Annotated in this window: 19 protein-coding genes; 18 read left to right on the top strand and 1 reads right to left on the bottom strand. The window is 44.9% G+C overall.

Features of this window, described 5'->3' with window-relative positions:
• Positions 1-125 precede the first annotated feature (125 nt).
• Complete coding sequence (locus T496_RS0105845; RefSeq protein WP_027449917.1) at positions 126-572, top strand: hypothetical protein; 447 nt, start codon at positions 126-128, stop codon at positions 570-572.
• A gap of 436 nt (positions 573-1008) precedes the next feature.
• On the opposite strand, the gene T496_RS0105835 is transcribed toward T496_RS0105845, so the two are convergent.
• Positions 1009-1440 carry a hypothetical protein gene (locus T496_RS0105835; protein ID WP_155808700.1) on the bottom strand — a complete coding sequence of 144 codons (432 nt, stop codon included), beginning with the start codon at positions 1438-1440 and terminating at the stop codon, positions 1009-1011.
• A gap of 195 nt (positions 1441-1635) precedes the next feature.
• On the opposite strand from T496_RS0105835, the gene T496_RS0105830 reads away from it, so the two are divergent.
• The 17 genes from T496_RS0105830 to T496_RS0105750 all read left to right on the top strand — a co-directional run bounded on the left by T496_RS0105830 (position 1636) and on the right by T496_RS0105750 (position 22259).
• On the top strand, positions 1636-2130 hold the full coding sequence (locus T496_RS0105830) for an RNA polymerase sigma factor (RefSeq protein ID WP_231478013.1): 495 nt from the start codon (positions 1636-1638) through the stop codon (positions 2128-2130).
• Positions 2127-3302 (top strand): outer membrane beta-barrel protein, encoded by a 1176-nt coding sequence (locus T496_RS0105825; RefSeq protein ID WP_027449913.1) that lies wholly within the window; start codon positions 2127-2129, stop codon positions 3300-3302. The genes T496_RS0105830 and T496_RS0105825 overlap by 4 nt, the downstream gene beginning before the upstream one ends.
• A 556-nt stretch (positions 3303-3858) precedes the next feature.
• Positions 3859-5037: an efflux RND transporter periplasmic adaptor subunit gene (locus tag T496_RS0105820; protein WP_027449912.1), complete on the top strand. Its 1179-nt coding sequence runs from the start codon at positions 3859-3861 to the stop codon at positions 5035-5037.
• Positions 5038-5215: 178 nt separating this feature from the next.
• On the top strand, positions 5216-8473 hold the full coding sequence (locus tag T496_RS0105815; protein WP_027449911.1) for an efflux RND transporter permease subunit: 3258 nt from the start codon (positions 5216-5218) through the stop codon (positions 8471-8473).
• A 68-nt stretch (positions 8474-8541) separates the two neighbouring features.
• Positions 8542-9975, top strand: coding sequence for a TolC family protein (locus tag T496_RS0105810; protein WP_231478012.1), 1434 nt, complete (start codon positions 8542-8544; stop codon positions 9973-9975).
• A 104-nt stretch (positions 9976-10079) separates the two neighbouring features.
• A complete protein-coding gene (gene lpxA / locus T496_RS0105805; RefSeq protein ID WP_027449909.1) occupies positions 10080-10859 on the top strand; it encodes an acyl-ACP--UDP-N-acetylglucosamine O-acyltransferase in 780 nt (259 codons plus the stop codon).
• Between the two features lie 189 nt (positions 10860-11048).
• A complete protein-coding gene (locus tag T496_RS0105800; protein WP_027449908.1) occupies positions 11049-11702 on the top strand; it encodes an HU family DNA-binding protein in 654 nt (217 codons plus the stop codon).
• Positions 11703-12286: 584 nt separating this feature from the next.
• A complete protein-coding gene (locus tag T496_RS14895; RefSeq protein ID WP_155808697.1) occupies positions 12287-12934 on the top strand; it encodes a hypothetical protein in 648 nt (215 codons plus the stop codon).
• A gap of 16 nt (positions 12935-12950) precedes the next feature.
• Entirely contained in the window at positions 12951-13595 is a 645-nt protein-coding gene (locus T496_RS0105790; protein WP_155808694.1) for a hypothetical protein, read from the top strand.
• 24 nt (positions 13596-13619) lie between these two features.
• Positions 13620-14468 (top strand): hypothetical protein, encoded by an 849-nt coding sequence (locus T496_RS0105785; RefSeq protein ID WP_155808691.1) that lies wholly within the window; start codon positions 13620-13622, stop codon positions 14466-14468.
• Positions 14469-14607: 139 nt separating this feature from the next.
• Entirely contained in the window at positions 14608-16014 is a 1407-nt protein-coding gene (locus T496_RS0105780) for a DUF4419 domain-containing protein (RefSeq protein WP_081783563.1), read from the top strand.
• Positions 16015-16116: 102 nt separating this feature from the next.
• The gene (locus T496_RS0105775) at positions 16117-16584 is read left to right on the top strand and encodes a hypothetical protein (RefSeq protein ID WP_027449903.1); all 468 of its coding nucleotides are present in this window, start codon (positions 16117-16119) and stop codon (positions 16582-16584) included.
• A gap of 10 nt (positions 16585-16594) precedes the next feature.
• Entirely contained in the window at positions 16595-17104 is a 510-nt protein-coding gene (locus tag T496_RS0105770) for a hypothetical protein (protein ID WP_027449902.1), read from the top strand.
• Between the two features lie 417 nt (positions 17105-17521).
• Positions 17522-18688 (top strand): hypothetical protein, encoded by a 1167-nt coding sequence (locus T496_RS0105765; protein WP_027449901.1) that lies wholly within the window; start codon positions 17522-17524, stop codon positions 18686-18688.
• Positions 18689-18728: 40 nt separating this feature from the next.
• Positions 18729-19190 (top strand): hypothetical protein, encoded by a 462-nt coding sequence (locus T496_RS0105760; protein ID WP_027449900.1) that lies wholly within the window; start codon positions 18729-18731, stop codon positions 19188-19190.
• 10 nt (positions 19191-19200) lie between these two features.
• The gene (locus T496_RS15215) at positions 19201-19428 is read left to right on the top strand and encodes a hypothetical protein (protein ID WP_027449899.1); all 228 of its coding nucleotides are present in this window, start codon (positions 19201-19203) and stop codon (positions 19426-19428) included.
• A 110-nt stretch (positions 19429-19538) separates the two neighbouring features.
• Positions 19539-22259, top strand: coding sequence for a M16 family metallopeptidase (locus T496_RS0105750; protein ID WP_081783562.1), 2721 nt, complete (start codon positions 19539-19541; stop codon positions 22257-22259).
• The last annotated feature ends 4 nt before the right edge of the window (positions 22260-22263 follow it).

Genomic DNA, 22263 nt, shown 5'->3' with positions numbered 1-22263 from the left:
ACACTCCGCACTGTTTGTGTGCGGGGTGTCTTTTTTTTTATATAAACTTTTGATAGATTAGAAATTATTTTATATCTTTGCATTATAAAACAATTAATTATTAATCTCTTTTTAACTAAATTGCGATGAAGCCTTTTTTATTATCAGTAAGTTTGTTGTTCATCATAGGTTTGTTCTATGGTTGCAGTAGTAATGATGAAATCGATATCAAAGACAGGAATATTCTGGGCTACTGGGAAAGTACAGAAATTTTTGAAAGAAGAGGAGGCTTGTTGTTTACTGCAGATGGTAAAGTCAAATGGTGGGAATTGCAGCCGACATTTGATACAAAATCAAAAAAAATTGATGAAGTGTACTCCGAAAGCCTTTGGGGGTATTTCTGGTTCGAGGATAATGGTGCGGTGCATATGCAAAAACGCCCCAAAGACAGTGCCCCCAATCCAGATGAACTGTATTACAAAATTGTGAGTTTAACAAGTGATTGTATGGTTATTCGTACTTTTGGTGGCATTATGGGAACTCCGTTAAAAGATGGTTATGACCACACGTACAGGAAATTGCTAAGCCGCTGAGACCATCCTTTTAGCTAATCATGGGTTCACTTCAGTTCCTTCAGTCGCTTCGCATTCTTGCCTTGCAAGCGTCCATCTGGAAGACGTGGTCGTGGTGGCAGACTCCGGACTGATGACCAAGAAGAATGTGCAGTTACTGCAGACCGGGAAATACAAGTACATTCTCGGGGCGAGAATCCGCAATGAGGCCAAGGAAATCAGGGAGTGGATTCTGTCTCAGGAGAAGGAGGAGAATACATATCCGGAATATGAGAAGACGCACATCTTGATGATTTACGTCTCAAAAACGCTAGTTCGAGCATTTTCTTTGATGTCATTTTGTTAAGAAGTTTAATTGTTTTTGTGTGAAAAAGGGAAAGGGATGTTAATGATATCATCTTTCACCTAATACCATAACCCTTGCAACCTAAGAAGTTGAGTGCATGCGAAACTTCAGTCAATTAATATATACAGGTCCAAATTTCATTTTCTTATAAGTAGTCTTGACGTGGGTGTTAGACCAATAATAGTATGTTTCAAACACAAGGTAACTATCATTAATACTGATTATACCGAAGCCTGTATCACTGATAGAGGGTCTGAGATGATAGCCTTTCTCGGTAACTTCCCATTTCCCCATAGGCATTTCTTCGAATTTTTCTGGTGTGACAGACCATTCGCCAAAGGTTCCATTTGCCCAAAATGCCATTCCATGCTGATGTTGCATGTCTTCCTCATCACATTCTATGCTTAGCCAATAACCTACGGGATTGATGGGATTGATGGGATTGTTCTCGTCATCTTTGCTGCATCCTACTAATATGAGAGCAATGGCGCTCATCCACAACACTTTTTTTGATGATTGTAATAAGAATGTTGTTAACTCCATAATTACTTGTTTTTGATTTCGTCTGCTATTATAATGCAAAAAAGAGAAAATCTTGCATGGAAAAGCGTTAAAGAATAAAAAAACACACACATTTTCATGCAAGGTTTACGTATTTTTGAATTATTAAAGTAGGAACGCGATAATAAAATGGTCGGAAAACTTATAGAGCGTGTACGGAAGAATGACCGACGAGCGATGAATCAGTTATACCAACTGTATGTTGAGGAGCTTTCATCGGTCTGCTACCGCTATGTGCCTAATAGGAACGACGCGAAAGACGTGCTACAAAATAGTTTCGTGAAAATATTCACGTCAATCCCGACCATTAGTTACCGCGACGAACCAAGCTTTAAGGCATGGATGAAACGATTGGTAGTGAACGAGACTCTCTATTTCCTAAGAGAACGAAAGAAACTCTTGTTCGTAGAACTTGATGAGTCAAACCTTCAGTTGTCTGATGAAGAAGAGCCTCAACCAGAATACTTGTCTCCTAACGAACTCCATCGACTCATCAGCGAATTGCCAGACGGCTATCGTACCGTGATAAACCTGTTTGTTTTTGAGGGGTACACCCACCAACAAATTGCAGAGATGCTGGATATCAAGGAGACAACTTCCGCTTCGCAACTCTATCATGCAAAACTGACATTGGCAAGGAAAATCAAGGAATTAATGAACGAGAAACAATGAAAGAGGATTGGACAAAAGAAATGAAACGAAAGTTGGAGGAACATCGGATGGATCCGCCTTCTGGGTTATGGGAAGACATCTGTGAACAGATGGACCTCTCGACGAGCCCTGTCCAAAAGCCAACTCTTATCAAGCGATGGCACTTAGCTTTTGCCGCTGGATTGTTGGCACTTGTTGGGTTCTTCACGTTCTATCATCAAGATAACAGCCTACCGCTTTCACAACCAAGTGCGACAACACAGGTTTTGGAAGAAATTAGCCATGAATCGATTCCTTCTGCCTCCACGCCATCAAAACCGTTCTCTTCAAACCCCGCGAATCTAATCGCCCAGAAACGACAGACCAACATATCTGTCAGGGAAGTGGCACATAACGATACGATAATTGAATCCATTCATGAAAAAGAAAAGGAGACAGAACAAGTTGCCGTTGAGAAAGCAGAAAACAAACCTTCTGTTGAGCATCCAACAACATCTGTAATAGAGAATGACTTCATGACATCCGAACGCCCTATCAAACGTTCCGCAAATTCCGATAATTGGTCTTTGGGCATCAACGCTTCTGGCGGATTGTTTGCCTCCAACAACATTGTTAACGGTACTTCATACGGCTCATCCCCAAATAACTCCTACTATGTTGGAATCATTGGAAAATACCCAAACTCAGGCTATGAAACACCACTCGGTGATTACGTATGGAAGCATCAGCTTCCCTTGCGCATCGGATTGAGTTTGCAATATCAACTGAACCAACATGTGGCAGTGGTGAGTGGCATCAACTACACATATCTCTCTTCTGAGTTCTCCATCCCGTCTATTCAGAACGCCAACTATGAACAGAAGTTGCACTACCTTGGTATTCCACTCGGCATCTCATGGCAACTGTTGGCAAATCGTCACTTCCGCTTCTATCTCTCTGGAGGGGGAATGTTGGAAAAATGTATTCGCTCAACGTTATCACTGGAACATCGTCAAGAAATCGAAAAACCGTGGCAGTGGTCTGTCAATGCAGCTGCTGGCGCAGAATATACCTTCACCAACCAATTCGGTATTTACATCGAGCCCTCACTCAATTATTTCTTCAACGATAATACTTCCTTAGAACATTACTATAAGGAGCATCCACTTACACCTGCCATAGAGTTTGGCATTCGCTTACATTTGAAGAAATAATACCGTCATTCACTCCACTCTCATGGGATGTTACATTATGGTGCGTAGAAAGCACCGTGTCTCTATTCGCTCAGAATAGTTGCACTGTTTTTTTTGTTTGTTCTTTCTGTCGTTTGCAAGACAAACTAAAGCCCGATAGCTATTTTAAAAGTATGTTCGTTATTAAAAAGTATGTTCGTTATTAAAAAGTATGTTCGTCTGTTCTTTCAGTCGCTCCGCTTTATGAAAGCGGCATAGCCGAGCGATTATGTCTTTATTATTCGTTAGTATGTCTTTACCTCCGTTATTATGTCTTTAATAAGTTATTCAGTCTTTCAAAACTAGTTAATCTGTCTTTAACTAGTTATTCTGTCCGTATAAAAGTTATTATGTCTCCTTATGTTTAATATACAACTAATTTACTAATAAAATGTTAAATATTCGAGCAGCGTGTGTTATATATTCCTCTTTTTTTTGTAATTTTGCATTTTGAAAACTAAGTATGACTAAATAAGTTTTCCTCAACAAAGGAAATAAAGGAATAAGAAATATAACAATTTAAGCTTAAAGAATAATTATGAGTAAGAACAAAATGATGCTGGCTGCTGCTGTTGCAGCCATGTTGGTTTCGTGTGGCGGAGGCGGTGGCCGTCCGACTTTTGGCGATAATGAGTTTCCCGTGGAGACCGTTTCTTCGCAGTCGGCTGCTCTGCAAACAAACTATCCTGCTACGATTAATGGTATTCAGGATGTAGAGATTAGACCAAAGACTTCAGGCTTTCTGACACAGGTCTGCGTTAAGGAGGGACAGACCGTCTCTGCCGGTCAGTTGTTGTTTGTTATCGACAACGAGACATTCCAGGCACAGGTGCGCCAGGCACAGGCAGCTGTCAATACGGCACAGAGCGGTGTGAACACTGCTAAACTTACTTTTGAGAACTCAAAGCAGTTGCATGCCAACAAAGTGATTGGCGACTACGAGTTGCAGACTGCCGAGAATACCTATCTGAGCGCACAGGCACAGCTGGCCCAGGCAAAGGCTGCGCTGGCTTCAGCCAAAGAGGCGCTGAGCTACTGCTACGTGAAGAGCCCCGTCAAGGGCGTTGTGGGCACCCTGCCTTTCAAGAAGGGCGCCTTGGTGAGCGCATCAAACGTGCTGACCCACGTGGCCGACATCAGTCAGATGGACGTTTATTTCTCAGTCACCGAGAAAGACCTGCTGCTGCTCTCAAAGGCTGAGGGCGGTGTCAGCGGTGCCATCGATGCTTTCCCCCCAGTGAAGCTCTTGCTGGCCGACGGTAGTGAGTACGGCTATCCCGGCAAGGTAGCTACCGTCAGTGGTGTCATCGACAAGAGCACCGGTTCTGTTCAGTTGAAGGCCCAGTTCCCCAACCCCGACAAGCTGTTGAAGAGCGGCGGTTCTGGTACTATCGTTGTTCCCCAATCAGCCAACGATGCCATTGTCATCCCCCAGTCGGTGGTTGTAGAGGTACAGAACAAGAAGTTCGTCTATCTGCTCAACGACAGCAACAAGGTGGCCTACACCGAGATTACTGTCAACCCTCAGAACGATGGCAACAACTATATCGTGACCAGTGGCCTGAAGATTGGCGATAAGTACGTGACCAACGGTGTCACCAAGCTGACCGACGGTCAGGAGATCGTGCCCATCACTCCTCAGCGCTACCAGGAGAAGATCCAGGAGCAGGCTAAGGCCATGAGCGCTGGCGACATCGTGGGTGCCATGAAGAAATAAGTAGAATTGAAAAATTGAAAAATTGAAAAGTTGAAGTCTGAGAAAAACTTTAATTCTTCAATTCTTAAATTCTTAAATTTTTAAAGATAAGTAGAATTGAAAAATTGAAAAATTGAAAAGTTGAAGTCTGAGAAAAACTTTAATTCTTCAATTCTTAAATTCTTAAATTTTTAAAGAAATGACATTTACAAACTTTATCAAGCGCCCAGTACTCTCTACGGTGATCTCTATCCTCATCGTGCTGCTGGGTGTCATCGGACTGACCTCGCTGCCTATCGAGCAGTATCCCGATATTGCACCGCCTACCGTGGTGGTTTACACCAGCTATCCTGGTGCCGATGCTGAGACCGTCAAGAACTCAGTCATTACTCCTTTGGAGGAGAGCATCAACGGTGTAGAAGGTATGGACTACATCTCTTCTACCGCTTCGTCGGGTTCGGCACAGATCAGCGTGCTGTTCCGTCAGGGCATGAATGCCGACATGTGTGCCGTCAACGTGCAGAACCGCGTACAGCAGGCTCAGGCCTTGCTGCCTGCCGAGGTGACCCGTATTGGTGTGACCGTCATGAAGCGCCAGACCTCTCAGGTTATCATGTACACCCTGACCAGCGACGGTCGCTACGACGACGAGTTCCTGACCAACTATAGTAATATCAATATCGTGCCCGCCATCAAGCGTATCCAGGGTGTGGGCGACGTGCAGAGCCCAGGTCTGAAGACTTACTCTATGCGTATCTGGCTGAAACCCGATGTGATGAAGCAGTACAACCTGATGCCTTCCGACATCAGCGGCGTGCTGGCCGAACAGAACATCGAGGCTGCACCTGGTACCTTCGGCGAACTCTCTGACGTGGCCTACGAGTATGCCATGCGCTACACCGGTCGCTTCAAGACCGCCGAGGAGTTTGGCAACATCATCATCCAGAGCAATGCCGACGGCACCACGCTGAAACTGAAGGACGTGGCAAAGATCGAGCTGGGTGGTCAGCAGTATTCCGTTGCCATGAAGAACAACAACGTGCCTTCGGTGCTGGGTATGGTGCAGCAGATTGCAGGCTCTAACGCCAACGAGATTGCCAAGAACGTGAAGAAAGAGCTGGAAGAACAGTCCAAGCTGTTCCCTCCAGGCATGACCTATAAGATCAACTACGACGTCACCGAGTTCCTCTATGCTTCTATCGAAGAGGTAGTGTTCACCCTTGTGTTCACCCTTCTGCTCGTGTTCTTCGTCATCTACATCTTCCTGCAGGACTGGCGTTCTACACTCATTCCTCTGATTGCCGTGCCTGTGTCGTTGGTAGGTACATTCTTCTTCCTCGAACTGTTTGGCTTCTCTATCAACCTGCTCACGCTGTCGGCCTTGCTGCTGGCCATCGCCATCGTGGTCGATGATGCCATTGTGGTGGTCGAAGCCGTGCATGCCAAGTTGGACCAGGGTTATAAGTCAACCCTGACAGCCTCTATCGATGCCATGAACGAGATCTCTGGCGCCATCATCTCCATCACGCTGGTGATGTCGGCCGTGTTCATCCCTGTATCGTTCATCGGCGGCACCAGCGGTACCTTCTACCGTGAGTTCGGTGTCACCATGGCTGTCAGCATCTTCATCTCGGCACTGAACGCTCTGACGTTGTCGCCTGCGCTTTGTGCCATCTTCCTGAAGGCCCACGACGAGAATGGTCATGAGAAGAAACTCTCACGCATCGACAAGTTCCACATGGCCTTCAATACCGCCTACGACGGCATTCTGGGCAAGTATAAGTCGCGTATTGAAAAGCTGGTACATCGTCCTGTTGCCATCCTGGTGACGGTGGTCATCGGTATTGCCGTGCTCGTTGTCTCGCTGGTTACCAGCAAGACCGGCCTGGTTCCCGACGAGGATACCGGCACCATCTTCTGTACCATCTCAATGCCACCTGCCACCTCTGTGGCCCGCACCCAGCAGGTCATTGCCGAGGTTGACAGCATCTTGGCAGCCGACCCGGCAGTACAGAACCGCGAGCAAATCCAGGGTTACAACTTCATCGCCGGTTCTGGTTCCGACCAGGCTACGTTTATCGTGAAGCTGAAGCCCTTCAGCGAGCGCCAGAAAGGACTGTGGTGGAAGATCTCTGGCCTGTGGCAGGGCGACGGCATCTACCGTTTCTTCCTCAACCCCTACGAGTCTAACGGTGTGCTGGCTCAAATCTATCTGAAGACGGCCCACATCAAGGATGCCCAGATTCTGGCTTTCGCACCGCCTATGATTCCTGGTTTCTCGGCCAACAGCGGTGTGTCTCTCGTCATGCAGGACCGCACCGGCGGTTCGCTGGATAAGTTCTTTGGCGTGGTCAAAGACTATCTGGCCGAGCTCAACAAGCGTCCTGAGTTCCAGATGGCACAGACCTCATACAATCCTAACTATCCTCAGTACATGGTGCATGTAGATGTGGCCAAGTGTAAGCAGAGCGGCATCTCGCCTGCCACCGTCCTCTCTACGTTGCAGGGTTACTATGGCGGACTCTACGCCTCTAACTTCAATGCCTATGGTAAGCTCTACCGTGTCATGGTGCAGGGCTCGCCCGAGACCCGCATGACGCCCGAGTCGCTCAACAGCGTCTATGTGCGCACCGCTGCAGGCATGGCACCCGTCAAGGAGTTCTGCCAGCTGGAGCGCGTCTATGGACCTTCAAACATCAACCGCTTCAACCTGTTCACGTCTATCAACGTGACTGCCACCGTGGCTGATGGCTATTCCACCGGTGAGGCCATCAAGGCCGCCCGGGAAGTGGCTGCGCAGGTGCTGCCCACGGGCTACACTTACGACTATCAGGGTCTGACGCGTGAAGAGGCCAAGGCTTCAAACACCACTGGCATCATCTTCCTGCTGTGTATCATCTTTATCTATCTGATTCTTTCGGCCCAGTACGAGTCTTATCTGCTGCCGCTGGCCGTTATCCTCTCCGTACCGTTCGGTCTGGCAGGCTGTTTCCTGTTCACCATGTTGTTCGGCCATGCCAACGATATCTACATGCAGATCTCGCTCATCATGCTGATTGGTCTGCTGGCCAAGAACGCCATCCTGATTGTACAGTTCGCCCTTGAGCGCCGCAGCACCGGTATGGCCATCACATGGTCGGCAGTGCTGGGTTCTGCAGCGCGTCTGCGTCCTATCCTGATGACCTCTCTGGCCATGATTATCGGTCTGCTGCCTCTGATGTTTGCCAGCGGTGTAGGCAAGAACGGTAACCAGACGCTGGGTGCAGCAGCCGTGGGCGGTATGCTTATCGGTACGCTCTGTCAGCTCTTCGTTGTGCCTACGCTGTTCGTCATCTTCCAGACGCTGCAAGAGAAGTTCAGACCGATGAAGTTCGAAGGCGACGACGAGAATCCTGACGTGGCCACCGAGCTGCAGCAGTATGCCAATCGCCCCGTTGATTATACGCTTGAAAAATAGCAGTTCCTGCCTCCATTCCCCAATCGGGGAGGGGAGGCAGATACCCAATAACCAGAAGATAAAAGATTATGATGAAAAGTAATTTTCTAACGAGAATATTAAAGTCCTTCCCTTCGGGAGGGGTTGGGGTAGGCCTCCTGTTCAGCCTGCTGCTCTCCAGCTGTGGCCTCTATAATAAATACGAGCGCCCTGAGAGCATCAACACATCCGGACTGGTTCGCGATATCGTGAGCGATGGCGACACACTCGTGGTCAACAGCGACGAGAATTTTGGCAACCTGCCCTGGCGACAGGTGTTCACCGACCCCCAGTTGCAAGGCCTCATCGAGACTGCTCTCGAGAATAATACCGACCTGCGCAATGCAGCCCTCAACGTGAAGATGATGGAGACGGCCCTCACCGTGTCTAAACTGGCCTTCCTGCCCTCGCTGGCCATTGCCCCTCAGGGCACCATCAGCAAGGTGCAGATGGATGGCGCTTCGGTGTCGAAGACCTACCAGTTGCCCGTCTCTGCTTCGTGGAACCTCGACCTCTTCGGCAACCTGCTCTCGCAGAAGCGCTCGGCACAGATGAAGCTGCTGGCCACGAAAGACTATCAGGTGGTGGTACAGACCAATATCATCTGTGGTGTGGCCAACCTCTACTACACGCTCATGATGCTCGACGAGCAGATGCGCATCGTCACCGACATGGAGCAGCTCACCAAAGAGACCTGGGACATGATGAAACTGCAAATGGAACTGGGCCGTGCCCGCTCTACCAGTGTACAGAGCGCCGAGGCCAGCTACTACAGCGTGCAGGCACAGAAGGCCACGCTGCGCCAGCAGATCCGACAGATGGAAAACTCTATGGCACTGCTGCTCAACGAGGCCGGCCATCAGATACCCCGTGGCTCGTTCTACAACCAGTCGCTGCCCTCTGAGTTTGCAACAGGTGTAGGCATTCAGCTGCTCTCTAACCGTGCCGATGTTCATGCTGCCGAGATGGCGCTGGCTCAGTGCTTCTACGACACCGAGACGGCTCGCTCGCGCTTCTATCCCAACATCACCATCACGGGTAATGCCATGTTCACCAACTCGCTGGGTACTGCCGTGGTCAATCCCGGCAAGTGGATCCTCTCGGCTGTAGGTTCGCTCACACAGCCAATCTTCGCCCACGGACAGATCGTGGCAGGACTGAAGGTGGCCAAGTATCAACAGGAACAGGCCCTCAACACCTTCCAGAACACCATCCTGAAGGCTGGCAACGAGGTGAGCAATGCCCTGGTGGCATACGCCACCTGCGATGAGCTGAGCCAGATAGACGACAAGCAGGTGAAGCTCTACGAGCAGAACGTGGAGGACACCCGTCAGCTCTACACCTCTAAGGGCAGTAGCTATCTCGAGGTCATCCAGGCACAGAGCGGACTGCTCAACGCCCGCATCTCGAAGGTAACCAACGACTTCAACAAGATGCAGGCTGTGGTCAACCTCTATCAGGCACTGGGAGGCGGCGCCAAATAAAATTAAAAAGTTGAAAGGTTGAAGAATTGAAGTCTTTACGATCTGCAACTTCGATCTTTCAATCTTTCAATTCTTCAATCTTTTAATTCTTTAATTCTTAGATTATGGCAAGTGAAATTAGTCCAAAAGCCGAGATCAGCCCAAAGGCGAAGATTGGCGACAACTGTAAGATATTCCCCTTCGTGTATATCGAGGACGACGTGGAGATTGGCGACAACTGTATCATCTTCCCCTTCGTCAGCATACTCAGCGGCACACGCATGGGGCGCAATAACAAGGTGCACCAGGGTGCCGTGATCGGTGCGCTGCCTCAGGACTTCAACTTCCGTGGCGAGAAGTCTGAGTGCATCATCGGCGACAACAATATCATTCGCGAGAACGTGGTCATCAACCGTGCCACGCATACTGGCGGACAGACCAAGATGGGCAACGACAACGTGTTGATGGAGGGTGCCCATATCTCGCACGACACCAAGGTGGGCAACCGCTGTGTCTTTGGCTATGGTACCAAGATTGCTGGCGACTGCTTCATCGAGGATGGCGTCATCTTCTCGTCGTCGGTCATCGAGAATACTAAAACACGCGTAGGCCAGGGCGCCATGATTCAGGCTGGCACCACCTTCTCTAAGGATGTGCCTCCCTACATCATCTGCACCAAGCGTGCTGAGTATGGCGGTGTCAACTTCACCATGGGTCGTTCCTATGGCGTTGACGAGAAGGTGCTCAAGCACATTGCCAACGCCTACCGTCTGGTGTTCCATGGTCAGACCTCGCTCTTCGATGCCATCCTGCAGATCGAACAGCAGGTGCCCGACAGTGCCGAGATTCGCCACATCATCGAATTCCTGAAGACCACCGAACTGGGAATCATCACGAAGTTGTAAGAAATAGTCTATCTCTCTCTCACAGAAGTGCCGCTATTCATCTCGAATGGCGGCACTTCTTTTTGTCACTATGTGGAATTGTGTATTCTTGTTTTTCCTTGTTTTTTTTTCTTTTTGATGGATCATTTCCATTTCATTTTCAATTAAAAGTTATATCTTTGCACAACGAAAACCAAAACAATAACCATTATGAGCAAGACCATACAATTTAGCGTACACCGCAACCCACTGAAAGATGCCGATGGAAAAGTCACCTTCCAGGTGAGACACGAGAACTTCTATACGGCACGAAGAAAAGACCTGATGCACCACCTGCAGGTGCACAACACCATGAACCCGGAAGTCATGGAACTGGCTCTGAACGTGCTGGCCACAGAGATTGTTGATTTTCTGACCGACAACAAGCGACTGCACCTGGAGGGCATCGGCACGTTCTCGCTGAAGGTGGGATTCAGAAAGCGTCCAGATGAGGACGGCAACCTGCAGAAATTGCAGTTCACCAACGCTGCCGACATCACTGGCAACGATGTGGCCATAGAGACCATCAACTTCGCACCCGATAAGGCGCTGCTCGATAAACTGAACAACAACGGTTATCATTTCATCAATAAGACCGGTCGCGGCAACGTGGGCCATTCTGCCTCCTACACCAAGGCACAGGTCGTCAACCAATTGAATGCCTATCTCGACGAACATTCATTCATCACTCGTTCGCAGATGAAGAGCCTCTTCGGCATGACGCAACACATGGCGTTGAAATGGCTTGACGAGCTCGTCGCCGGCCCAGAACCTATGCTTGTGTGCTCTAAGGTGGGTAATTCTTTGGTGTATAAGCGTAAGTAATGCAACCTAATACTTACGCTTTCGTAACTTACGACTTAAGTCAACAGATCTTTCGACTTAAGTCAACAGTTCTCACGACTTAAGTCAACAGATCTCACGACTTAAGTCGAAAGATCTCACGACTTAAGTCGAAAGATACCAAACTGCCACTTTTCAGTTGGTAAAGTGCTATCATTGCTTCATGATAGCGCCACTGTCAGATACCAATCACGTCGTCTTTGAAACTTAAAAAAACGTCGGTTTCATCGAAGATTTTGCTGAATGTTCGTTTTTTATGTTCAAAAATGTTCGTTTTCTGTGTTCGAAAATGTTCGGAAATGTTCGATAATGTTCGTTTTTTCATGGGGGAAGTTATTTTGCGGAATTAATGTGCAGCTATTGTTGTGACTAGCGAATAAAATGATATGGGTACGAAAAAACAAAAATATTGAGTACGAGAATGCAAAATATTGGTCAAAAGGGTTCTTTGACTTATTTTGACTTATAAATTCGTTTTAATTTTTTGACTTGCGTATTCTCTTTTTTTGCTATATTTGCACCGAAAAATTACCCATAGCATATAAACCTATAACTAAAAAAAATAAATGAACAAGAAACTGTTTTTGATTTGTTTTTGTTTGTTTGTCGTGTCTGAATGTTCTTGTCAAGAGGAAATTCTAAAACGAGGTCGTCAGTGGGGGTATCAATGCAACCAAACCCCTAATTATACATTTATAAGTAACTTGTCATCACATTGTAAGGAAAAAGTATGGGATTGCGCTCTTTCCGACATGGGAAAGTCTACTGGCATATGGTTAAGCAAAGATGGCCAATGTGAGGTTGGTGTTTTTATTAGGAAATGGGACGAAAGTGGATTGCCTCCTTCTAGAAAAGGAGTTTTTCATCAGTATGCCTGGAATCGTATTCGTAGTGGCCTGCATTGGGGAAGACTATTGGTACCATGTCCTAATTCAAGTCATGATGATATAATGATGCTGCTTACAGAATATCCAAAGAAGCTTGCCAAGAAATATTTTAATTCCGACAGAATGTATGTATATCCTATAAACATGAACGGGAAAAAATGTCGTGACAAATATTCAGTGTTAATGGCCGTATATTTGCATGTTGATTATCGCGTGGCATGCCCCCATTTACTTTTTGCAATGACTGATGAGAGCGCAGAGAATTTCGATAAGTATTTAGAGGAGTTCCAAAAGACAATTTGGGTAGATAGAAAGTGGAAAAAATAATTAATAATAGATAATTATGAAAAAGAAATATCTTTTGGTTTTGCTTACTTTTGTAACAGTAATAACATGCAATTCTCAGGAAGTCCTGACGCAACGTTGTGTTGATTGGAATATAATAATTACATCAAATCCTAGTTTTTCGATTATTAGGGAAATGGAACATCATTGCAACGATGAGATGGGGTGTCCCGTGTATGAATTGGGAATATTACCAGCTATATGGGTAAGCCGGGATGGAAAATGCGAGGTAAGTATTGATATTAAGGATAAGAATATTTGTTACGACGGCGATTTTGAAGTTTTTAAGAACGATATATTCTCACAATACATTTATAATAACATAAAGAAACACTTTCAGTGGGGTGATCCATACAGATTCCCAGAAAAGAAAGATTATAAGTATCTTAAGATGTTGCTCACAAAATATCCCAATAAATTGGCACGAAAGTATTTCAATGCAGATGAGTTGTATCTATATCCATTAGATATCAAAAGTGAATGTCGTGGAAAATTCAGCCATGCAATGGTCGTGATTCCACTGCAACGAGGCAATGGGGCTCCTCCCTTCATCCATTTTGTAATGACAGAGGATGCACGTAAAAATTTTAATGGTTATTTAAAAGCCTTCCAGAAAACCATTATGTATAAGACTAAACTATAAACATTATTATAAAAGAATAAGACAATGACAATGAGAAATGTTTTTTTGATTCTGTTCAGCCTTTTGCTGAATCTATTAAGTATTGGTGCACAAAACAAAAATCCACAGGGGCTTTATAAGTTGCAGCGCCTCGCTTACGAGGATGGACGCCCTGATATTGTCGCTGACATGTTGCAATATAAGTTTTTCTCGGATTTCGTACCAGTCACAATTCTTGTTATGAACAACTCACCTGAATTGTGCGCATACTGGATTAAGCAAGATGAACCACATCCATATTTGTTTACTGGAGATGTACCTGTTGGCAATGATGGGCGTGGCACACGTATATTCAATTGCGATGATAATCATGTGGCAGTGAAATGGTTTAACACCATAAGACCTGGTGATGAAGAAAGATTTCCAATGAATCAGTTTATCACAGAATATTACGACCGATATAACATTGAATCCGAGATTGAGACCGCAATAACAATGTTACAAATGAAAAACGTTGCTACTTCTCAGCGCCTTGGCGGATGTTGGAAGCTGAAGGGAATCTATAACGATGCGACAGAAGAGCTTAACACAAACAACATGCAAGGCGATGTTTATAAAATATACGGAGAGAAAAAGTTAACCACTCTCGTTTGTCATGGTAATCGCATTATGGGGTCTAATATTTTTATCTGTCCCGTTGAATACAAGTCTGAATCGGTCGTTAAGGAAACCACCAATCCCGAGGGAGTCATAACGTGGATAGATGAGAATACATTTACATTTAAGACAGTTGCCGGCAATGGAAAAGTAATTGAAGAGTTATGGGAACGCAGTAAACTTCCGGAATCGTTCCAAAGACTATTTGCTCCAAAACTGCCTACTGCACCGATGTGATAATCTGAAACAAACACTCTTTAGTAAACGCCATTAATTTGTGAATAGACATAATAACTTCTTTTTAAAGACATACAAACAAACGAACATACCTGATTTTACAAACAGACTTGTTTTGAACATTTTAATTGGATATACAATGAAAAAATTTCTTTTTGCATTGTTGCTTGCATTGCCATTAACAGTGAGCGCAGATAATGAAAAGGTAATAGCCCAAACAAAGGGTAGCATTACTTTTGTGGTCGATGAGAATCTGGAGGCTATTCCGGATTTTGATCCGTATGATACCGGTGAAATGTCTGCCAGCTTCTTGCTTGGTAATAAAAATATAAAACTAGAGGACCGACATATCATTGCCACCAGCTTTGCTGATGCCCAATGCATGAGAAATGCTTTCGAGGATGCCTTCTATTGTAGTGTTGTTGATGCATACGCTAAACACAAGTCGCTGACGTTTTCACCCGACATGATGTGGCTGCTCATCAGCCAAGGCTTCGCTCGCTATGTGAACGCTCATCCAGAGGAGTTGCGCTATCAGCTGGTTAATCATAAAAAAAAGGTGACACTGGTGGTGAGAACTTCTGAGGACCTGCTCACAGGCCATCCCGACTGGCCAGAGCTTATAGATAACTTTGCAACGCTGATTGACCAATGTACCAAGGGTGACATTGCAAAGACCATTACGGCCGACTTTTCAACAACAGGTTCTGCAGAGCGGGTGGCTTCGCAGATTACACTGATGGAGAGTGTGAAGTCTTACTTCAACTATCTGATTATCTACTTTAGTTGTGGCATTCCGACAATTACACTGAAAGGAACGCCCGATGACTGGCGTCAGGTGATGGAAAAGAGCAAAAGATTAGAAAAGTACGGCCTTGGCGAGTGGACCAAGAGTCTGGAGCCCATACTCGCAGAGTTCGTTTGTGCAGCGGAAGGACGACCTAACCAGAGCTTTTGGCAGGACATCCTGAAGAAGAATAGGTTGAAAGAACTACAGAGTGGTGGTGGTTGTATTCCTGGAGAACCAACACATTTTGATGGTTGGATACTCAAATTCTTTCCCGATGAGAACGGAAAGACGCTCGATGTGATTGATTATGGAGAAAGAATGCCTGCAGAACAGGTGAGCGTGGGCTTCAAATACCAAGTTGTTGATCCATTTAATAAATCTGTAGTGAGTGAGACTCCCATGGAATTATGGGCAGGATTCGTTGGTGTAGATGTAGATACGCTCACCAATACCTATACACCAAAAATTGGCTGGCTCGTGCGCAAGTCTCCTAGCGATGAGGATCAGATTAAAGAACTACGAAAGCAGGATGATGCATATGCTATTAATCTCACTGTTGATGAGGTTCCCGAGATACTTTCTCGCATGGAACACATTAAGAGATTAGGCCTTTCTTTCAAAGGTGATGTAAAGCTGCCAGACTGGTTCTTTAAATTGAAGATTGACAGATTGACTATCGATGGAAAAATGACCGATAAGCAGAGAGCTCTTATCAAGAAGCACTTCCCACAAGTGGCATTCGAAGCTGTCTATTAGTTTCGAAGTGACAGACTGTATATAGTCATATAGCCACAACTGTTTGCATGCTGATGGTGTGTAAATAAGCCATTACTGAATAGCAAGTAAAATGTATAAATTATGAAGAAGTTATTCTTGTTTTTCCTGTTGTCGTTGGGCACCATGCAAGGCCGCGCCCAATTGTTAGTCGATGCGGATTATAACACGACATCGGGCAAGATAGATGTTACCTTTAAAAATATGTCAGACAGCCTGACATTTATTTTCTGTGGTGAACGTATGCCCGTCCCCGATGCAGAGATGAGCTATATAGAACTGGAAAATGGCGAGACCTTATATCCAGAGATTTGCAGGTGTAGTTTATTACCAGGCGATCTGTTTTTCCTGCACCCCGGCGAGCAATGGAAACTTGGATATCCGGTATTAACGGATAGTTTTGTTCGGGCTTTCCTGCTGGAAATTAGCTACTGGAGGGCGAACATGCCCAAAGAAGAATGGGGAAAGCCTGTTGACTACAAAATGAAGAACTGGCGAAAATACACGCTACCCAGAAAAAGCCAGGTGAACCTTTTACGTATCATTAAATGAATAGCAGACCATGAAAAGAATTTATTCATATATCATATTGGGACTATTGACACTCCATGTGTGCCCATGTTCCGCACAGTTGTTAGCAACGTCCAATTATGATGAGGACGCAGGAACCCTTATTGTCACATTACGGAATGTATCTGATAGCCTGTCGTTTCAGTTCTTGGATGGCGAGGGCCCAAAGCCTGGCACGTTTGTAACTGTAAAGCCGATTAAGAAGGCTGATTACAATCATCAAATATACTATCTTCACGAGGACCTATTCTCTGGTTCTTCGGTGTTCTTGCATCCAGGGATGTCGGTCAGTCGTGTGCTGGTATTGCCAAAGAAGATGCCCACATCCTTCCATGTGCAGGTGAATGTGGACTTTGCGCGGTATGCCATTCCAAGGGACAGACGGTCTTCTATTGATGTGTTCTCGCAACATGACATATTTAAAGATTGTCGGTTGCCGGGACGCACCAGGATGGAATTCAATGAAGATCTCTATGTTGAGGAGCCTAAGGGTGGCAGATGATAGGTCACATGCATTTTCTATCTTTAAAATAGATGAATTATGAAAAAAAAATATTGCTTTTTTGTTTTGTCTCTGATGCTTTCTTTAGTAACCAGTGCTCAAGAGGTGACGATGGACTTTTTGAAGTCGAGTACATGGACATGGAAACGAATTTCCTATCAAGTCGCTTTCACGGAGGATAGTATGTATATGGGCACTAAATTGGTTAGTTTCGGTGTCTCGCCAGAAGCTTACTATCTTTCATCGGAACCACACAGTAGGTTCCGTGATGAGTTGGTTGGAAAGAATAAGAAAGGAAGCTATGTCGTGGTGAAATCGAATGAATCAACACCAAGTCAAACCTACAGTTTTAAAATTACATCCGCTTCTGAGAAAGGACTTACTTTATATTGTAAAGAAGTTCCGGAGTATGCTGAAATGATTCTCACAAAAAACGATTGTGAGAAATACGACACGCTGCAACTTTCTTGTGCCTATAAAGAACTGGCTTACAAGCATGGCAAACAGTACCAGCAGGCCTTTTTTGATGCGTTTCCTTCAACATGGTATGATTTTGAGCGCACGTTCAATGGTGCTTTCTTCAAAAACGATATAAAGGCTATCTACAAGCAGGACTTCTCGCACGACTTTGAGAAGTATCTCAATGCGTTTAGCAATCTAAAGGACATTGATACCAAGGAGTACTATCGTAAACTCATTGACGTCACCATTGGAATGCCGATACAAAACACACCGGCATCGGACATGTGGCAGAAAATAGTGGCAGCAAAGGTGGCTCGTAACAAGAATCTGGTTTCGTTGTTGCTGAAAGAAAAGACAGAACTCCAACAGGCTCGTTTCTGGCAGTTCGTACAGAAAGATAATGAACATTTAAAGAAAGGTAGTGTAGTCAGCAAAAAGCATAGTTGCATCAAAGAAGTCTGGAGGTATGGCATGTCCATTGATAAGGAATGTATCTATTTCACCGATTCTCTTTGCTATATCATCAAAAATTGCGTACCTCGTAAGACACCGGAAATCATTATCATTGCTCCTTACCAGATGTCGGATAGTGGAAACAAAGTTGATGGTGCCATTGTGTTTTCTCATGTTCAGGTTGGAGAACATACGAAACTTCAGATGCACCTCCCTGGAGCCGATGGCAAATTTCCTACTTACTTCAAGAAGGAACCTTCACTTGTTACTGACACCCTTCTCATGGCAGCAACATATCGTTGCATATTCAGACAGAGTCAAGCACTGGAGATACATGAGCGCCCATTCTTCGATACGTTCCCATCGACTTGGAGTCAATTCTATGCCGTGATGATATCAGATGAGTATGGCAATAACGGTTTTCGTAGCAATGCCGATAGATACATTTATACTTTCAAGCATTTGAGTTGTATTCCTGTACGCGAGAAGCTCCGCAAGATGGTAGGTATCTCTATTGGTGCGATGGCGCAAGATTCTGTCTCGGAACTGTGGCGTACGGTAGTAATTAATCTCAGCAATAAATACAAGGATGAACTGAACAGTGTGCTTCAGGAATTCGAGCCTTGGCAACAAACATCATTCCGACAATTCGTGGAGAATAAGGAGTAATAGAACATAATCAAATACTCAAAGATTAATCGTTGTAGCTATGAAAAAGTTCTTCTTGTTTTTCCTATTAGCGTTGGGCATGATGCACGGCCGCGCCCAATTGTTAGCCGATGCGGATTATAACCCGGCATCAGGCAATATAGACGTCACCGTTAGAAATATGTCGGACAGCCTTACTTATATTTTCTTCCAGTTTACAGCCAGTTACCCAGAGATAAGATATGTAGAAATGGAAGATGGCAGCCTCTTACATTCCTTTGACTGCCATAATACATTATTTCCTGGCGACATCTACTTTCTGCACCCTGGTGAGCAATTTGTGCGTGAAGATTTGCTGCCGAGGGACAGCCGTGTTCGGGCTTTCCTGCTGGAAATTCCCTATAAGAAGGCCAACATGCCCAAGGAAGAATGGGGAAAGCCTGTTGACTATAAAATTATGAACTGGCGAAAATATACGCTGCCCGGATGGAATCAGGTGGACCTTTTACGTATCATTAAATGAATAGCAGATTATGAAAAAGAAAACGATTATTATCACATTGTGTTTAATTGTGGCTGTAGTCACTGGCGCCGCCTGTATGCTGTACGTCCATTCAGTTGTTAAGTCCGATGAAGAGGTGGTGACACTCTTGTCCAAGCTAAAGGCCGACGAGATGTTTCCTCTGTATGCCATTCATTCAGAATGTGACAGTGTGTTTGTTGTTAAGCCTTATCCCATAAAACATGAATTTTGTGAATAGGCTATATAGCTTAATAACTTATAATTAACCAAAACAACGTTATTTTGTGAAACCGCATCAAGAACGATATACTGAGCTATCTAGTGTTCAGATATTATAATTATACTTTTATGAATAAAAAGAGTTTGTTTATTATTTGTCTTTTAGCCTTTTTGTGCATACCTTTATCTGGCTTTGCTCTGGAATTGACGCAGTCAATTCCAGAGTCTAAGGCTGTGAAGAAAGGGGTGCTGAAGAATGGCATGACGTATTATATCTGTAAGACGGCAAAGAACGAAAAGGCCAGCTTCTACATCATACAACCGACGGGATCGTTGGCGGAGCGGGAAGGCGAATACGGTCTTGCCCATTTCGTGGAACATCTTGTGTTTTGCAGCACAAAGCACTATAAGAATAACGAAATCGTAAATCGGATTCAAAGAATGGGTCTGCAATTTGGACCAGACCTAAATGCCGCGACTGGTTTCGAGATGACATTCTTTAGCTTCAAGAATATTCCTTCAGGAAACGATCGGATGACAACAGACTGTCTGCTGATGTTACGTGACATGATGTATGATGCGGAGCTCAACGATAGTGACATAGAGAAAGAACGGAATGTCATCATTGAAGAAGGGCTGCTGCGTCGGGAAAGCAATGAGGAACTTGCAGGCACTCCGTTCTCCCGACCTATCATAGGCGACACCAGTACGATTCTTCATTGTTCGCCACAGACCATACGTGATTTCTATCATCGCTGGTATCAGCCACAGATGCAGGCTGTTGTGGTAGTGGGGCCTTTCGACGTGGAACGGATGTATGAAAAGATACGGGCTATCTTTGAACCAGTTCCGGCTGGGACAAGTGTGGTTCCTGCACGAGCCGTGATTCCACCCTACAGTGAGCCAAGAGTATTCGTCGAGCGTCTGGATAAAACAGATGAAACGATACATATAGAATTGGCTATTCGCCAGAATATGCTGGCAGATAGGCTTAAGACGATAGAAAGTGTTCTGCCACAAAATGCTGTTTTAAGCCTAATCAGCCCAATCATTGAAACCTTCAAGAGGTTGTATGGTAAAGATATCAGTTGCTTTACCTCTTATAGGAAAGATATAGATAATGTGCCTATTCTGCATTTTGATATCAGGTCAGATAAATATGGTCCCAAAGAGCTGCTGTCAAAATCAATAAAAACGATTAGAAGTATTGCCGATTATGGATTCCCCGAGGAAATAGCCGATGAATATCGTGCGGAGATGACGGACACATTGGAGATGACGGGCTCACAGGTATGGGAGTCTAATGATTCCGTGGTTGTATATCCTTCCAGTATATTTAAATATTGCTTATCAAACTTTCTCTATGGAACGCCAATCGTGGACAATGATGTGAATGTAAAAATGAGCCAGTACATAAAGGGGAACTGTGGTTTTGATGGATTCGCCAAGCAGTTCAGACAGTTGTTCCATGCTTCCGCACCGAGCTTTCAACTCTCTGTCTCGAAAAGATGCGAGATTACCAAGGACGAGCTTCAGGAAGTAATTGACAACGCCAATCAATCGGAAATAGAGCCGATACGTTTGCCTTCAAAGAAAGAAAGCACAGAGAAAGTCAAGGAATCTCTGACACTTAACGTAGAACCCACACCAGGAAGAATCGTGAAAGAGAAAAAGTTGAAAGATAGTGATGTATGGAAACTTACTCTTTCAAATGGCGTCACGGTGTTGATGCATGAGGTTGATAGTTGTGGCGAGTACATTAGTTTGCATACTCATCGTGAATTGAATATGAATATGTTAGACTCTTTGCAATATGCGGGCTTCTCTTGCATGAATAACTGCTCAGGTTTGAGAGGAGGTCTATTTTTATCTGGATATTATGATGAGTTGAGTAGGGATAATATTAGTCATTCTGAAGTTGAAGAACGATTCAAAGAAATCTACCACGAATTAACAAATTACGAGATTAATGGGGAGGATTCTATTCAGCTTGCTAAGGAATGGAGAGAAAATTATAACACTAAACATAACAAAGCTCTCCAACAACTTAGAAAGGTAATCTTTGCGCCTACAATAGCACCCAAAAAGTATGTACGCGATAGTACGATGACAGCAGACGATTTCAAGAATGTATGTGAAAGCTGGAAAGAATATAAATCGGACTACAGTGGCATGATCGTAGCGATAGACAATGTGGGAAACAAGGACTCAATCATGCCGCTTGTTCTGAAATACATCGGTGGCTTGCCTTCAAAGAACGAGCCGACGAAACTGTGCAAAAGGAATTTTTATGTTAATAAGGATTCCATATTGGTAGAGCCTTCTGTTGACCCCGAAAGTGATTGTTACTCCATGATTCTGTTCCAAGAACATGGCTTGGAATTCACGGCAGAGAACTATATGCTGCATAAGGCACTCGAAGCGGCATTCAGTACTGTAGTAACCAATAGGATACGCCTGGAGAATGGTGATGTCTATTCACCATATGTACGTGCAAACATTGAGTTTCTTCCTGTAACAATGCAGACGTATTGTATCTTTTTCTCGTGTGCTCATGGAAAGAGCAATAAAATAGAGAATGATATGAAACAGCTCTTGCAGGAAATGGCTTATGGTAATGCCATCACCCAACAGATGATCGATGATTACATTAGGTCGGTCTATGTCAGCGGTGGAATATATCCGCAGGGTGGTGCTGCTTCTCTGGAGTTGGAGAAGATAATAAATAAAGGTGTAGTCGTTGACACACGGACCATGAAGCTGGAGAAGGTCATCACACCGAAACGGGTCAGAAAGTATCTTCGTTCGTTGTTGAAGCATGGCCATCGCTATGAATACAAAAATGTATAATGAA

The sequence above is a fragment of the Xylanibacter brevis P6B11 genome, assembly GCF_000621825.1.
GTDB classification, from domain to species: Bacteria; Bacteroidota; Bacteroidia; order Bacteroidales; family Bacteroidaceae; genus Prevotella; species Prevotella brevis.
This window is presented reverse-complemented; position numbering and strand designations above follow the sequence as displayed.

Excerpts from the sequence above, each read along its gene's own strand:
- T496_RS0105845 (WP_027449917.1), top strand. The coding sequence starts at position 126 with ATGAAGCCTTTTTTATTATCAGTAAGTTTGTTGTTCATCATAGGTTTG.
- T496_RS0105835 (WP_155808700.1), bottom strand. The coding sequence starts at position 1,440 with ATGGAGTTAACAACATTCTTATTACAATCATCAAAAAAAGTGTTGTGG.
- T496_RS0105830 (WP_231478013.1), top strand. The coding sequence starts at position 1,636 with ATGAATCAGTTATACCAACTGTATGTTGAGGAGCTTTCATCGGTCTGC.
- T496_RS0105825 (WP_027449913.1), top strand. The coding sequence starts at position 2,127 with ATGAAAGAGGATTGGACAAAAGAAATGAAACGAAAGTTGGAGGAACAT.
- T496_RS0105820 (WP_027449912.1), top strand. The coding sequence starts at position 3,859 with ATGAGTAAGAACAAAATGATGCTGGCTGCTGCTGTTGCAGCCATGTTG.
- T496_RS0105815 (WP_027449911.1), top strand. The coding sequence starts at position 5,216 with ATGACATTTACAAACTTTATCAAGCGCCCAGTACTCTCTACGGTGATC.
- T496_RS0105810 (WP_231478012.1), top strand. The coding sequence starts at position 8,542 with ATGATGAAAAGTAATTTTCTAACGAGAATATTAAAGTCCTTCCCTTCG.
- lpxA (WP_027449909.1), top strand. The coding sequence starts at position 10,080 with ATGGCAAGTGAAATTAGTCCAAAAGCCGAGATCAGCCCAAAGGCGAAG.
- T496_RS0105800 (WP_027449908.1), top strand. The coding sequence starts at position 11,049 with ATGAGCAAGACCATACAATTTAGCGTACACCGCAACCCACTGAAAGAT.
- T496_RS14895 (WP_155808697.1), top strand. The coding sequence starts at position 12,287 with ATGAACAAGAAACTGTTTTTGATTTGTTTTTGTTTGTTTGTCGTGTCT.
- T496_RS0105790 (WP_155808694.1), top strand. The coding sequence starts at position 12,951 with ATGAAAAAGAAATATCTTTTGGTTTTGCTTACTTTTGTAACAGTAATA.
- T496_RS0105785 (WP_155808691.1), top strand. The coding sequence starts at position 13,620 with ATGACAATGAGAAATGTTTTTTTGATTCTGTTCAGCCTTTTGCTGAAT.
- T496_RS0105780 (WP_081783563.1), top strand. The coding sequence starts at position 14,608 with ATGAAAAAATTTCTTTTTGCATTGTTGCTTGCATTGCCATTAACAGTG.
- T496_RS0105775 (WP_027449903.1), top strand. The coding sequence starts at position 16,117 with ATGAAGAAGTTATTCTTGTTTTTCCTGTTGTCGTTGGGCACCATGCAA.
- T496_RS0105770 (WP_027449902.1), top strand. The coding sequence starts at position 16,595 with ATGAAAAGAATTTATTCATATATCATATTGGGACTATTGACACTCCAT.
- T496_RS0105765 (WP_027449901.1), top strand. The coding sequence starts at position 17,522 with ATGATTCTCACAAAAAACGATTGTGAGAAATACGACACGCTGCAACTT.
- T496_RS0105760 (WP_027449900.1), top strand. The coding sequence starts at position 18,729 with ATGAAAAAGTTCTTCTTGTTTTTCCTATTAGCGTTGGGCATGATGCAC.
- T496_RS15215 (WP_027449899.1), top strand. The coding sequence starts at position 19,201 with ATGAAAAAGAAAACGATTATTATCACATTGTGTTTAATTGTGGCTGTA.
- T496_RS0105750 (WP_081783562.1), top strand. The coding sequence starts at position 19,539 with ATGAATAAAAAGAGTTTGTTTATTATTTGTCTTTTAGCCTTTTTGTGC.